The following is a 13584-nucleotide window of genomic DNA, read 5'->3' as shown; positions in this document are numbered from 1 at the left end:
TTCCGGTTGTCCGCCGCCCGCCGCGCCCCCATCCCTACGCGCGAACACAAACACCGGAGCGTGCCTGCATGGCGACGAAGCCCGCGAAGAAGAAGCAGCCCAACATCCTGGTCATCTTCGGAGACGACATCGGCTACTGGAACCTCAGCGCCTACAACCTGGGCGTCATGGGCTATCGCACGCCGAACATCGACCGGCTGGCGAAGGAGGGCGCGCTCTTCACGGACTACTACGCCCAGCAGAGCTGCACCGCCGGCCGCGCGGCCTTCATCACCGGGCAGTGCCCCTTCCGCACCGGCCTCACCAAGGTCGGCATGCCGGGCGCGAAAGTGGGTCTCCAGCCGGAAGACCCCACCATCGCGGACCTGGTGAAGCCCCTGGGATACATGACCGGCCAGTTCGGCAAGAACCACCTGGGCGACCGCGACGAGTTCCTGCCCACCGTGCACGGCTTCGATGAGTTCTTCGGCAACCTCTACCACCTCAACGCGGAGGAGGAGCCGGAGAACGTGGACTACCCCAAGGACCCCGCGTTCCGGCAGCGCTTCGGTCCGCGCGGCGTGCTCAAGAGCAAGGCGGACGGCAAGGGCGGCCAGACCGTTCAGGACACCGGTCCGCTGACGAAGAAGCGCATGGAGACCGTGGACGAGGAGTTCCTCGGCGCGACCCTGGACTTCATCGACCGCGCCCAGAAGGACCAGAAGCCCTTCTTCATCTGGTTCAACACCACCCGCATGCACATCCACACGCACCTGAAGAAGGAGTCCCAGGGCAAGACGGGCATCGGGCTCTTTCCGGACGGCATGGTGGAGCACGACGGACACGTGGGGCGGCTGCTCGACAAGCTGGACCAGCTGGGCATCGCGGACGACACCATCGTCGTCTACACCACCGACAACGGCGCGATGACGAGCATGTGGCCTGACGGCGGCATGACGCCCTTCCGCGGAGAGAAGGACACCAACTGGGAGGGCGCGTTCCGGGCCCCGTGCGTCGTGCGCTGGCCCGGCGTCGTGAAGCCCGGCACGCAGATCAACGAGCTGTTCTCCTCCGAGGACTGGCTGCCCACGCGGGTCTCCGCCGCGGGCGAACCGGACGTCGTGCGGAAGCTGCTGGAGCGCTCCGAGGACTCCGTCGGCTACTTCTCCTGGATGATCGACCGCGCCTTCGTCCTGGTGCCCGCACAGGCGATGGTGGGCCGGTTCCTGGCCACCTTCCGGGAGTTCCCGTCGCGCCAGCACCCGTCCAGCTTCTCCATCGACCAGGTGATGGCGACGATGGAGAACGGCGCCGCCCCCGTCCACTGAGGACGGCCCGCGGCGCGGAGGCGGGCGCTACGCCTTCGCGCCGCGCTGGACGGTGTTTCCAATCCATCTTCGCGAGGAAACACGCCTTGTGCGTCCCGGGAGTATGAGTCATCCAGGGCCCCTTCCCGGAACCTCGCGACATGACCGTCTCCCCTTCCCCGGACGTGCAGGACGCAGCCCCTAATGGCAGGCGCTGGCGCCGCGTCGCACTGTGGGCCGTGGTGGCGGTGGCGGTGCTGGAGGTCGCCATCAACGTCGCGCTCAACACGGGCGTCACCCAGGCCATCATGGGCCGCGCGACGGACCGCACGCAGCTGACGTGGCAGCGCGCGTGGTGGCTGTGGCCCGTGGGCCGGCTCCACCTGAAGGGCTTCACGCTCACCCAGCAGGACTCCAACGTCTGGTGGAAGGTGGAGGTGGACGCGCTGGAGGCGGGCATGTCCCTCACGGGCCTGCTGCGCAAGCGCGTGGACGTGGACGGCATCGACGGACACGGCGCCAGCTTCCACCTGGAGCCGTCCGGCGTGCCCGAACAGCCGTCCGACTCGAACAGCAAGCCCTGGGTCATCCACCTGAAGGATGTCACGCTGCACCAGGTGCGTGAGCTGGACTTCAGCCGCGTGCGCTTCGTGGGCGCGCTGGACGTCACCGGCACGCTGAACCTCCAGTCCCGCGAACGGCTCCAGGTGGACCTGCCGTCGGTGCGCGTGGCCGAGGGCTTCATCGAAGTGGACGGCAACCGCGTGGCGCGGCTGGAGTCGCTCGACTCGCGCGCCCGGCTCGACGCGCCCTTCCAGGCCGACAAGGGCTACGACCTCTCCAAGGCCCTCGGCGGCCAGGTGAAGACGCGCATCGACGTGCTGCCGCTGGACTGGATCAACGACCAACTGGGCGCGAGCGCCCCCGTGTCGCTGCGCGGCGGCGCGGGACGGGTGGACCTGGACGTGCGCATGGAGCGCAACACGCTGGAGCCGGGCAGCCAGCTGAAGGCCTCCGGTGAAGCGCTGGAGCTGCGAGCAGGCCCCGTCCGGGCCCGGGCTCCGTGGAGCCTCCAGGCGTCCATGGACGAGGCGCCGAAGGGACAGCCGTCAGGCTCGCTGCGACTGGCCTTCGCGCCCGTGCAGGTGTCGGGCCCCAAGGGCTACGACCTGGACGTGCCAGAAATCGCCCTCACCGTGAAGGCCCGGCGGCGTGAAGGTCGGCCCGGCCTGGACCTGGAGCCCGAGCTGCGCGTGGCGAAGAGCAAGCCCCTGGACCTGCGCGTGCTCAATCCCTGGCTGGGCCAGACGCTGGAAATCGACGCCGGCCACGTGACGGTGCGCAGCGAGGAGCCCTCCAAGGGCGCAAGGGCGCGCAACGCCCTGGAGCTGCGCATGGACACGAACCTCGTCTCCGGACGCATGGGGCCCAACAAGGTCCTGCTGCGCGCGGAGGTGGAGGTGGACGCGCGGCACCTGTCCTGGGACATGACGGAGCTGGGCTTGAGCGGGACGACGCTGCGGCTCAGGGACGTGTCCTCCAACGGCAACGTGCCCATCCGCGCCTGGAGCGGGAACTTCACCCTGCCGCGCGCCAGCCTCTCCCTGTCCCCCACGGTGCTGAAGGCGCGCTTCGCGAGCCAGCTCACCGACACGCAGCCCATCGTCGCGCTCATCACGTCATCCAAGAAGCTGCCCGGCTTCCTCACGTCCCTGCTCAACATCCCGAAGGTGGAGGTGACGGGGCAGGTGCAGATCGACGAGCGCGGACTCCAACTGCGAGAGCTGAAGGCGAAGGGCGAGGGCTTCTCGCTGGAGGGCCACCTGGACCTCGTGCAGGGCGACATCACGGGCGCCCTGCTGGCGTCGCTGGGCGCGGTGACGGGCGGCATCGAACTGCGGCCCGGAAAGCACGACCTGCACCTCTTGAACGCGACGGAGTGGTTCAAGGGCCAGCCGGTGCCGCCGTTCCGCTGAAGCCCCGTCACCGGGGAGGATGGGCCTGGGAGTCGGCGGGTCTCACGTAGGCCCGGAGCAGGTCCAGGTCGTCGTCCACCACCCAGGGTGTCAACGCGTTGGCGTCAGCACCTCGTCCTCCGGTGGGGGGAAGGTGTTTTGCGTGCCCTCGGACGCGCAACCGTGCGACAAGGCGGGCCGCTGCGACACCCTTCGGAGGACGGCATGGCGGAGATGACCTACCGGACGGCGCTGGTGACTGGCGCCTCGAGCGGCCTGGGACGTGGACTGGCCCTGTGGCTGGCGAAGCACGGCGTGCGCGTCTTCGCGACGGGCCGGCGGCTGACGCACTTGCAGGCCCTCTCCGCGGAGGCCCAGGCCGCGGGCTGCGCGGTGGAGCCCATCGTCATGGACGTCAGCGCCTCGGAGGCCTCCCAGGAGCGCATCCGCGCCATCGACGCGGAGTGCGGCGGGCTGGACCTGGTGGTGGCCAACGCCGGCATCGGCGGGCCCACGCACGGCAAGCGCATGGACTGGGAGCGCACGCGCTCCATCATCGACACCAACGTCACCGGCGCCGCCGCCACGCTGTGCGCGGTGCTGCCGCAGATGGTGGAGCGCCGCCGGGGCCACATCGTCGGCGTGTCCAGCCTCGCGGGGATGCGGGGGCTCGCGGGCCACGCCGCCTACTCCGCGTCCAAGGCCTTCCTCGCCACCTTCCTGGAGAGCCTGCGCGTGGACCTCAAGGGCACCGGCGTCCAGGTGACGTGCGTCTACCCGGGCTTCGTGAAGAGCGAGCTCACCGCGAAGAACACCTTCCCCATGCCCTTCCTCATGGAGACCGAGGACGCGGTGGAGCGCATGGGCCGCGCCATCTTCACGGGCGCCGCGGAGGTGAGCTTCCCCTGGCAGCTGGCCACGCCCATGCGCTTCTTGAAGGTCATGCCCAATCCGCTGTTCGACGCCACCGCGCGCCGGTTGAAGTGAGCGGAGGCCCTCCCATGACGACCCCTTCCTTCGCACAGCGCTTCGCGAAGCTCGCCGACGAGCGCTCCCCCTTCTGTCTGGGCCTGGACCCGTCCCGCGACGTGCTCGCCCGCTGGAACCTGCCGGACACGGTGCAGGGCCTGTCCGACTTCTGCGACCGGCTGGCCGACGCGTCCGGAGAGACGCTCGCGGTGGTGAAGCCCCAGAGCGCCTTCTTCGAGCGCCACGGCCCCGAAGGGCTCGTCGTGCTCCAGCGCGTGCTCAAGCGCTTCCGCGCCGCCGGCACGCTCACGCTGCTGGACGTGAAGCGCGGCGACATCGGGTCCACCATGGACGCCTACGCGGAATCACTGTTCGGCAAGGGCAGCGCCTACGACGTGGACGCCGCCACCTTCACCGCGTACCTGGGTCTGGGCGCGCTGGCGAAGACGGTGGAGCGCGCGCGGGCACACGGGGCCTGCGCCTTCGTGGTGGTGCGTTCGTCCAACCCGGAGGGCGTGCCCGTGCAGAACGCCGTGGGCGGCGACGGGCGCACCGTGGCCCAGGCCGTGGCGGACGGCCTGCGCGAGCTGAACGAGAAGGCCGGCCCCGGAGTGCTGCCCGCGGGCGCGGTGATGGGCGCCACGCTGCCTCCGGCCGACCGCGACGTGGTGGAGCGGCTGGGCGGCGCGCTGCTGCTCACGCCGGGCATCGGCTCGCAGGGCGCGGGCTTCGGGGACTTGCCCAAGCTCTTCTCCGGCCGCGAGCGGCAGGTCCTGCCCACCGCCGCGCGCTCCGTGCTGGAAGCCGGCCCGGACGTGGCCGCGCTGAAGAAGGCCCTGGAAGCACATCAGGCGCCCTCGCGTACGTTCCGCGAAGGCGCCTGAAGGGCACTGCTCTCAAGGCTGAGTCGACGAGGCGCGCGGGCTACTGCGCGCCCATCATGAACTGGTCCACGCCGACCTGGTTCTTGTCGGGCACGGCCTCCTTCGGCTCGGTGCCCTTCTTGAAGAACATCAGCTCCGCGCCCTTGGCTCCGGGGCTGGACACCTTGCCCGTCTTCTTGTCGATGTAGAGCCGCGCCAGCTGCATGGACTGCCAGGGGTAGAACTCCGACTGGGGCCGGCCCTCCAGCGCGCGCTTCATGTAGTTGAGCCAGATGGGCAGCGCCGCACGGCCACCCGTCTCGTAGCGGCCCAGCGGGTGCGGATTCAGGTCGTAGCCAACCCACGCCACCGTCACCAGGTCCTTGGTGTAGGCCGCGAACCACGCGTCGAAGGAGTCGTTCGTCGTGCCCGTCTTGCCCGCCGCCGGCTTGCCCAGCTTCTGCGCGGGACCGCCGGTGCCCTGGAGCACCACGCCGCGCAACAGGTGCGTGAGGATGAAGCCCGTCTCCGCGCTCATCACCTGCTCGCCCGGCTCGAAGAGGCGCGCGTAGCCCGCGGCCACGCGGTCCTGCAGCGGCGCCCACGCGTCGTCGAACGCGGTGTGGTCCTCCAGCGTGCGGCCGAAGCGGTCCTCCACCTTGCGGATGAAGTACGTGGGCTTCTTGCGGCCGTAGCGGTTGAAGGTCGCGTACGCGCTGGCCAGGTCGAACGGGTACACGCAGGACGAACCCAGCGCCGCGGAGAAGTCCATGTTCATGGGCGTCGTCAGGCCCAGCTTCTTGGACCAATCCGACATGTTGTGCACGCCCACCGCGCCGAACGTCTTCACCGCGGGGATGTTCATGGAGTTCACCAGCGCCGTGCGCAGCAGCACGTCACCCACGAACTCCTCGCTGTAGTTGGCCGGCTTCCACGACACCTTGTTGTCCGGGTCGTGCTCCACGATGGGCGAGTCCACGATGACGGTGGCCTCCGTCCAGTTCAGCTGCTCCAGCGCCGCCGAGTACACGAACGGCTTGAAGGACGAACCCGGCTGACGGCACGCCTGGAACGCGCGGTTGAACTCGTTGTCGTCGAAGTCGTAGCCGCCCACCATCGCGGTGAGGTACTGGCGATGCGGGTCGATGGAGACCAGCGCGCTCTGCGCCTCCGGCGTCTGCTCCAGCCGGAAGAGCTTCACGCCCTCCTCGGGGATGTCCTCCGCCAGCTTCTTGTCCCACTGCTCCTTGTCGTCCGTGAGCTCCTTCTTCACCACGTTGCGAAGCACCACCACGTCACCCACCGCCACGGCCTTCTTGACGGAGGTGATCATGCTCGCCGGGTAGTAGCTCTCCGGGTTCACCTTGCGCGCCCAGCGCATGCCCAACAGCGGCAGCCGGCCCTGGTGCGGCCCCACCTGCACGTCCGCGCCCTTGCCGTCGTCGTCGATGCGGGTGACGACGCCCATGTAGAGGCGGTTCTCGACGAGCTCTTCCTTGCCCATCGCCTTCTTCGCCTTGGCGATGAAGGCGCTGCGCTCAGGCTCGGTGGCCAGCTGCATCACCGGACCGCGCCAGCCCTGGCGCTTGTCCACGGACATCAGGCCGTCCAGCACGGAGTCCTGCGCCGCGCGCTGCCGCTCGCTGTCCATGGTGGTGAAGACCTTGAGGCCCTCCTTGAGCAGCACGGGGTTGCCGTAGCGGTCCACCACGTCCTTGCGCACCTGCTCCACGAAGTACGGGGCGAACTCGTGGAAGACGTCCTCCACCGGGTACACCTTCACGGGCTCCGCGTTGGCCTGATCATGCTCGGCCTTGGAGATCATGCCTTCGACCAGCATGCGGCCCAGCACGTACGAGCGGCGCTTCTTCGCGGCCTCCGGACGCAGGAAGGGCGAGTAGCGGCTGGGCGCCTGGGGCAGGCCCGCGATGAGCGTCATCTCCCCCAGCGTCAGGTCGCGCACGTCCTTGCGGTAGTAGTTCTCCGCCGCGCTCTGCACGCCGTAGCTGTGGTGCCCGAGGAAGACGTTGTTTAGGTAGAGGTAGAGAATCTCTTCCTTCGTCAGCGCCTGCTCCAGCCGGAAGGCGAGGATGGCCTCGCGAATCTTGCGCTTGGGCGTCTTCGCGGTGGCCTCCTTGTAGCCCTCCGCGGAGATGAGGACCGCCTTCGCGGTCTGCTGCGTGAGCGTGGAGCCGCCCTGCACGCCGCCGGCGCGCAGGCCCAGCTTCGTCATCACCGTCTTGGACACGGCGCGCGTGGTGCCCAGCACGTCCACGCCGAAGTGGTCGAAGAAGCTGGAGTCCTCGCTGGCGATGAACGCCTGCACCAGCCGCTTGGGGATGCGCTCGTAGGGCACCACCTTGCGCCGCTCGTTGTAGAACTCGCCCGCGAGCACGGCGTCGTCGGTGTAGACCTCCGTGACGATGGGCGGCCAGTACTCGTCCACCTTCGGGATGGCGGGCAGCCCGTCGGAGAAGACGTAGTAGGCGCCCACGACGGCGAGCACGCCCGCGGTGGCGCCCATGAGGCCCAGCACGGCGACGAGCTTCATCAAGCGCAAGAGGATGTTGCGCTTGGGCGGAACGCCGTCGAGCACCAGCTTGGAGCGGCTGCGGTCAATCTTCGGGTCGGCCATGCGTGTCGTGTCGAGTCCTGGGCTCAAGGCTTAGAGGAGCGCCGCCCGCTTCAGCACGTCCGTCAATTCGGATGGCATGGGGGTCTCCACGACGACCCTCCTGTCATCCTCGGGGTGCGGAAATTCGATGCGCTCGGCGTGCAGGAACAGACGTTTGAGCCCCCAGCGCGCCCGCACGTCGCGGTTGAAGGCGAAGTCTCCGTACTTCTTGTCACCCGCCACCGGGTGGCCCACGGCGACCAGGTGTCTTCTTATCTGATGAGTGCGCCCGGTCTCGATGGTGCAGGAGAGGAGGGCTGCCTCGCTCGACTGGCGCACGACCTTCCACCGGGTGACGGCCTCCTGCATGTTCACTCCCCGACGGGCCTTGGATTCGGCCGTCTGCTGGTGCTCGGCGAGCGGCAGGTCGATGACACCCGAATCCTTGGGCATCTTCCCCTTCACCAGGGTCAGGTAGCGCTTCTTCGGGTGGCCGTGGGTGAAGATTTCCGTGAAATGCACCATCGCCGGGCGCCGCTTGGCCACCAGGATGACGCCGGAGGTCTCCCGGTCCAGGCGGTGGGCGGGTGAGGCGGTGAAGTCGTTGCGGGTGGCCTTGGGGCCCAGGTAGGCGCGGACGTAGTCCACCAGGGTGCCCCCGGTGATGCCGCTACCGGTATGGACGGCCATTCCGCTGGGCTTGTCCACGGCCATGAGCCAGTCGTCTTCCAACAGGATGACCAGCCGGGAGGGGTCTACCGGTGGTGGCGGGGGAGGCGGACGGTCCGATTTCGGACGCTCCGCGAGGGTGAGTTGCTCTTCGGTGCCGCGGATGGTGAGCACGTCTCCTTCGACAAGCAACTGCTCTGGCTGCGCGCGCTTGCCGTTCACTCGCACCTTCTTGGTGCGGATCATCTTGAAGAGGTGGCTGACGGGGACGTTGGGCATCCGCTTGCGCAGGTGCTTGTCCAGCCGCATCCCGACTGTGTCGGCTTCGATTCGGTACTCGATCATTTGTGCTGGCGCCTGGACCAGACCACACGAATAATTCGCGGTCCATGCCGAAAGCCCCAACTATCGAGAAGCTGCTGCAGAACGGTTCCGCCGAATGGAACAAGCTGCGCAAGTCCGGCCAGGCGCCCACCGGCCAGACGGGCGCCACGTTCACGCAGCTGTTCTCCGCCAACGCCGACCTCTCCGGACTGGAGCTGGTGGGCTCCGAGTGGGAGCGCTGTGACCTGTCGAAGATGAACTTCCGGGACACGGACCTCACCAACGCCTACTTCCACGGGGGCCGCCTCCAGGACTGCGACTTCCGGGGCGCCAACCTGGAAGGCTGTGTCTTCGAGAAGCTCAAGCTCCTGCGCTGTGACTTCACGGGCGCCAAGGGTCTGGAAGACCTGGAGATGGACGACGTGGACATGGACCGCGTGACGGGCCTGGACGGCGAGGAAGCCCCGCCGCCCCCGCCCCCGCCGGTCCAGGGCATCACGGCGTTCACCCGTGAGCAGCGCGAGAAGATGCTCGGCCAGTCGCACCTGGGCGGCGCGATGGACGGCGCGGCTTCCCCGCACCCGGACGAGCTGCCCCCGTTCCGGCCGCAGGATCCGCCGGGCTCGCTCTTCTTCCGCGCCCTCAAGCGCGTGGGCGCGCCCCCGCTCTGGGTGCTGGACGTGCCGGGCCTGCGTCCGCTGCTGCCGCAGCGGCTGCCGCCGGGCAGCTCCCTGGAGACCCTGTACCGCGAGGCGGTGAAGACGCGGCTGGAGAACAAGAAGCCCGCGGCGGACCCCGGCGCGGTGGAGCGCGCGCAGAAGGCGCTGCGCATGGGCGGCAAGGAGGCCAACGTCGCGGCGGTGTACCTGCGCGAGGTGGGCGTGCTGCCCCTGTTCCGCTTCGCCGCGGCGAAGCAGCTCAAGGCGGAGCTGCGCACCGAGGTGGAGGTGGACGACCTCACGGGCTCCGTGGATCCCCGCACCACGGGGGCGCTGCTGGAGCTGCGCCTGACGCACGAGGTGGTGGAGCACCTGCACGAGGTGCGTCGCCGGCTGGCGGCCGCGCAGCTGTACTCGTCGCTGCTGGAGGCGGGCTTCAACCCGGAGAACAACTGGGACGAGGCGCTGGAGTCGGCGGACGCGTCGCTGGAGCTGGCGAACGCGGCCACGGGCGAGGACCGGCAGACGCTGCTGGAGGGCTTCCAGGTGTTCGCGGCCCTGCCGGAAGAGGCGCGGCTGCGCCGCCTGGCGTACCTGGCGGAGTCCGTGACCAACCTGGAGCTGCTCAGCCGGCTGCCGGAGGGCATGGAGCCGCAGTGGCTGTCCGGCCCGGAAGTGCGCGAGTGCCACGAGCGCGAGATGACCTACGTGCAGTCGCTCAAGGCGCAGGACATCCCGGCCAAGGTGCCGGCGCTGGGCAAGGCGGAGCTGGGCGTGCCCGAGGGCGAGGTGCCCGAGGAGAGCGACGACGACCTGTTCGTGCACGTGCGGTGCGACGTGTGCGGCAAGGAGAAGCTCATCGTCCAGTCGCCGGAGGCGTAGTGCCCCACCTCCCGCGGCGCGGGAGCTGAAGCAGGAGAAGGCCCGGTCGGAGCGCCCCGCGCGCATCCCGCCGGGCCTTTTCATGTCGTGCGCCGCCTGTGTGCAGGAAGCCGTGCCTCTCTCATCCCCGGGGGAGGCGGGGTTTCATCCCGCGCCTGGCTCCCTACCTTCAGGGCACGCGGCGTGGCACCGCGAGCGAGGGTGCGGCGGGCGGGATATGGGGCGAGCCAGGCGCGGACGGGGGCACTGCGGAGAGGGAAGTCCGTGGCCTCTGGGTGGCGTGCTGTTCGCCTGCGGCCTGCTGCTGGGCGGGCCTGCCTTCGCCCAGGAGGAGCGGTGCGAGGACGCCCCTCCCCTTCCCCCTGACGCTCCCGCGCGGGCCGAGCCGCCCTCGCCGCCAGCGGATGCCCCGCTGAAAGAGGAGACCGTCCGCGAGGACGCGTCCCGGAAGAAGTTCCACCCGTGGCTCGCGGTGGGGGAGATCACCGCCATCAACCTGTTCGTCTGGACGTGGGACCGGGTCCTCGCGAACAAGGACTGGGCGCGGGTGAGCCCGTCCACGTGGAAGGAGAACTTCCGCACGGGCTTCGTCTGGGACGCGGACGGCTTCCTCACCAACCAGTTCGCGCACCCGTACCACGGCAGCCTCTACTACACGGCAGCGCGCGACAACGGCGTGCCCTACCTGGCCGCCCTGCCCTTCACGCTGTTTGGCAGCGCGCAGTGGGAGCTGTTCGCGGAGAACGAGTCGCCGTCCGCCAATGATCTCATCAACACGTCCGTGGGCGGCATGGCCATTGGCGAGGGGCTCTACCGGCTGTCCTCGCTGGTGCTCGACACGGAGTCCCGGGGCGGCGAGCGCTTCGTGCGCGAGCTCGTCGCCGCCGGCATGAGCCCCGTGCGCGGCTTCAACCGGGTGGTGCGCGGCGACGTGACGCGCCAGGAACCCACGCCCTCGGAGTGGCGGCCGCGCGAGCTGTCCATCTGGGGGGCCGTGGGCTACCTCAAGCTGGGCGACGGCCGGCCGCTGATCTGGGGCGAGAACCAGTTCTTCCTCCAGCTCGACATGCGCTACGGCAACATGTACCGGGGCGACTTCCACCGCCCCTTCGACGCCTTCGACGCGCGGGTCCAGTTCACCACGGCGGAGAGCAGCCTCATCAGCCACTCGAGGCTCCAGGGGATGATCGCCAAATCGTCATTCTGGAAGACGGAGAAGGACGAGCTGCGCCTGGGCTTCCTCCAGCAGATCAGCCACGTGGACACGAACGCGTACGAACTGGGCGGACAGTCCCTGCAGCTGGGCCTGCTGCACGAGCGCCATTTCAACGCGCGCTCGAAGCTGAGGACCGCGCTGCTCGTGGACGGCAGCATCCTCACCGGCATCTCCTCCGAGCACAGCGGCAAGGCGAGCCGCAATTACGACTACGGCCCCGGCCTGGGCTTGAACCTCCAGCTCACGTACATGCGCGGCGCCTGGGAGGTCGTCACGCTGGAGGCGAGCACCTCCCACATCGTGGTGCTGGACGGATCCGACGGCTCACACCAGGTGTTCACCGGCCAGCTCCAGGCGGACATCCCGGTGTTCGAGCACATGGGGCTGGGCTCGGAGCTGAACTGGTTCCACCGCCACAGCCGCTTCGACACCTACCCGGACGTGCTGAAAGACGCGTACCAGTTGCGCGTCTTCGTCTCCGTGCACTACTAGCCGTCGCCCTCGAGGATGAGACCCGGGGGCGCTTTCCAACATCTGGCTGCTTACCTTCCGGAAGCGCGGCATGGGGCCGTGCGCGGAGGTGCGGGCGGACCGGATGGGGTACGGCGGGCGGGGGGCATGGCGCGGCGGACTCCGGGGGCCGTGGCTGCCGCGAGGCGTGGCGCTGGCGTGCGCCCTGCGCGCCTGCGTCGCGTCCGCGGACGGTTCGCCACAGGACATGGTGCGCTCCGTCCCGTCCAACGTCATGGCCCTCTGCGCGGCGCGGCTTTCGCCCGGCCAGGAGACCCAGTGGGCCCCCTGTCCTCCCGCGGCCGAGCAGAGCCCCTCGCTGCCGGAGGATGCGCCGCTGAAGGAGGACAGCATCCGGGACAACCCCGGGCCCCACCCGTGGATTGCATTGGGGGAAGTGACCGCCATCAACCTGGTCGTCTGGACGTACGACCGGTACATCGCGAACAAGGACTGGGCGTACATCTCCCCGTCCGTATGGAAGGAGAACTTCCGCACGGGCTTCGTCTGGGACCAGGACGGCTTCTCCACCAACCAGTTCGCCCACCCGTATCACGGCAGCCTCTACTACACGGCCGCGCGCGACAACGGCCTGCCGTTCGCGGCCGCGGTGCCGCTCACCTTCCTGGGCAGCCTGCAGTGGGAGCTGTTCGCGGAGAACGAGCCGCCCTCCGCCAATGATCTCATCAACACGACCGTGGGCGGCGTGGCCATGGGCGAAGCCCTCTACCGGCTGTCCTCGCTGGTGCTGGACACGGAGGCCCGGGGCCGCGGGCGCTTCGTCCGCGAGCTGACCGCCGGCGTCATCAGCCCCATGCGCGGCATCAACCGCGTGGTGCGCGGCGACGTTTCGTACCATGGCCCTTCGCCGACGGAGTGGTGGCCGGATGACATCGCGGGCTGGGCCTCGCTGGGCTACCTCAAGCTGGGCGACGGCAAGTCCCTGGCCTGGGGCGAGGATCAGTTCTTCATCCAGGGCGCCCTGCGCTACGGCGACATGTACCGGGGCGACTTCCACCGCCCCTTCGACGCCTTCGACGCGCGCGTCCAGTTCACCACCCGGGAGACCAGCCTCGTCACCAACGCGCGGCTGCAGGGCCTGCTCGTGAAGTCCACGCTCTGGAGCGCCGAGCGCGACGAGCTGCGCCTGGGCCTGCTCCAGCAGCTCGGCTACACGGACACGCTCGCATATGAAGTGGGCGGCCAGTCCCTGGACGCGGGCCTGCTGCACGAGCACCGGTTCCTCAACCGCTCCCGGCTGAGGACCGCGCTGCTCGTGGACGGCAGCCTCCTCACCGGCGTCACCTCCGAGCACACCGACAGCGAGGGCAACGAGGGCCGCGACTACGACTACGGCCCCGGCCTGGGCTTCCAGCTCCAGATGGCGTACCTGCGCGAGGACTGGGAGGTCGTCACGCTGGAGGCGGGCGCCTTGCACGTGCTGGTGGTGGACGGCTCGGGCGGCGCGCACCGGGTGCACCAGGCCCAGCTGCAGGTGGACCTCCCCGTGTACAAGAACCTGGGGATGGGCTCGCAGCTGAACTTCTTCCGGCGCCACAGTCGCTTCGACTCCTTCCCGACCGTGACGAAGGACACCTGGCAGCTGCGCATCTTCCTGTCCCTGCACTGAAGGCAGG

At 69.2% G+C, this 13584-nt stretch carries 9 protein-coding genes; 7 read left to right on the top strand and 2 right to left on the bottom strand.

Annotated elements, in window-relative coordinates; translation table 11 throughout:
* The first annotated feature begins 68 nt into the window (after positions 1 to 68).
* From D7Y15_RS11545 to pyrF, 4 genes are all read left to right on the top strand, one after another.
* Positions 69 to 1307 (top strand): arylsulfatase, encoded by a 1239-nt coding sequence (locus tag D7Y15_RS11545; protein ID WP_121752581.1) that lies wholly within the window; start codon positions 69 to 71, stop codon positions 1305 to 1307.
* A 140-nt stretch (positions 1308 to 1447) separates the two neighbouring features.
* On the top strand, positions 1448 to 3262 hold the full coding sequence (locus D7Y15_RS11540) for a hypothetical protein (RefSeq protein WP_121752580.1): 1815 nt from the start codon (positions 1448 to 1450) through the stop codon (positions 3260 to 3262).
* Positions 3263 to 3466: 204 nt separating this feature from the next.
* On the top strand, positions 3467 to 4228 hold the full coding sequence (locus D7Y15_RS11535; protein WP_120581071.1) for an SDR family NAD(P)-dependent oxidoreductase: 762 nt from the start codon (positions 3467 to 3469) through the stop codon (positions 4226 to 4228).
* Positions 4229 to 4242: 14 nt separating this feature from the next.
* Complete coding sequence (gene pyrF / locus D7Y15_RS11530) at positions 4243 to 5094, top strand: orotidine-5'-phosphate decarboxylase (RefSeq protein WP_120581070.1); 852 nt, start codon at positions 4243 to 4245, stop codon at positions 5092 to 5094.
* Positions 5095 to 5134: 40 nt separating this feature from the next.
* Here the strand turns inward: pyrF and D7Y15_RS11525 are convergent, their stop codons facing one another.
* Positions 5135 to 7708, bottom strand: a complete 2574-nt coding sequence (locus D7Y15_RS11525) for a penicillin-binding protein 1A (RefSeq protein WP_120581069.1) — start codon at positions 7706 to 7708, stop codon at positions 5135 to 5137.
* A gap of 30 nt (positions 7709 to 7738) precedes the next feature.
* Positions 7739 to 8701 (bottom strand): RluA family pseudouridine synthase, encoded by a 963-nt coding sequence (locus tag D7Y15_RS11520; RefSeq protein ID WP_120599148.1) that lies wholly within the window; start codon positions 8699 to 8701, stop codon positions 7739 to 7741.
* A gap of 44 nt (positions 8702 to 8745) precedes the next feature.
* Between D7Y15_RS11520 and D7Y15_RS11515 the strand changes: the two genes are divergently transcribed.
* From D7Y15_RS11515 to D7Y15_RS11505, 3 genes are all read left to right on the top strand, one after another.
* The gene (locus tag D7Y15_RS11515) at positions 8746 to 10221 is read left to right on the top strand and encodes a pentapeptide repeat-containing protein (protein WP_167548061.1); all 1476 of its coding nucleotides are present in this window, start codon (positions 8746 to 8748) and stop codon (positions 10219 to 10221) included.
* A gap of 280 nt (positions 10222 to 10501) precedes the next feature.
* Positions 10502 to 11929 (top strand): DUF3943 domain-containing protein, encoded by a 1428-nt coding sequence (locus D7Y15_RS11510; RefSeq protein WP_233604901.1) that lies wholly within the window; start codon positions 10502 to 10504, stop codon positions 11927 to 11929.
* Positions 11930 to 11999: 70 nt separating this feature from the next.
* On the top strand, positions 12000 to 13577 hold the full coding sequence (locus D7Y15_RS11505; RefSeq protein WP_121752579.1) for a DUF3943 domain-containing protein: 1578 nt from the start codon (positions 12000 to 12002) through the stop codon (positions 13575 to 13577).
* Positions 13578 to 13584: the final 7 nt, after the last annotated feature.

This window comes from Corallococcus sp. AB030 (genome assembly GCF_003668965.1).
Classification (GTDB): Bacteria; Myxococcota; Myxococcia; order Myxococcales; family Myxococcaceae; genus Corallococcus; species Corallococcus exiguus.
This window is presented reverse-complemented; position numbering and strand designations above follow the sequence as displayed.

Bases quoted from the DNA above. Each gene is read 5' to 3' on its own strand.
- pyrF (WP_120581070.1), top strand. From the start codon at position 4,243: ATGACGACCCCTTCCTTCGCACAGCGCTTCGCGAAGCTCGCCGACGAG.
- D7Y15_RS11515 (WP_167548061.1), top strand. From the start codon at position 8,746: ATGCCGAAAGCCCCAACTATCGAGAAGCTGCTGCAGAACGGTTCCGCC.
- D7Y15_RS11525 (WP_120581069.1), bottom strand. From the start codon at position 7,708: ATGGCCGACCCGAAGATTGACCGCAGCCGCTCCAAGCTGGTGCTCGAC.
- D7Y15_RS11505 (WP_121752579.1), top strand. From the start codon at position 12,000: ATGGGGCCGTGCGCGGAGGTGCGGGCGGACCGGATGGGGTACGGCGGG.
- D7Y15_RS11545 (WP_121752581.1), top strand. From the start codon at position 69: ATGGCGACGAAGCCCGCGAAGAAGAAGCAGCCCAACATCCTGGTCATC.
- D7Y15_RS11520 (WP_120599148.1), bottom strand. From the start codon at position 8,701: ATGATCGAGTACCGAATCGAAGCCGACACAGTCGGGATGCGGCTGGAC.
- D7Y15_RS11540 (WP_121752580.1), top strand. From the start codon at position 1,448: ATGACCGTCTCCCCTTCCCCGGACGTGCAGGACGCAGCCCCTAATGGC.
- D7Y15_RS11535 (WP_120581071.1), top strand. From the start codon at position 3,467: ATGGCGGAGATGACCTACCGGACGGCGCTGGTGACTGGCGCCTCGAGC.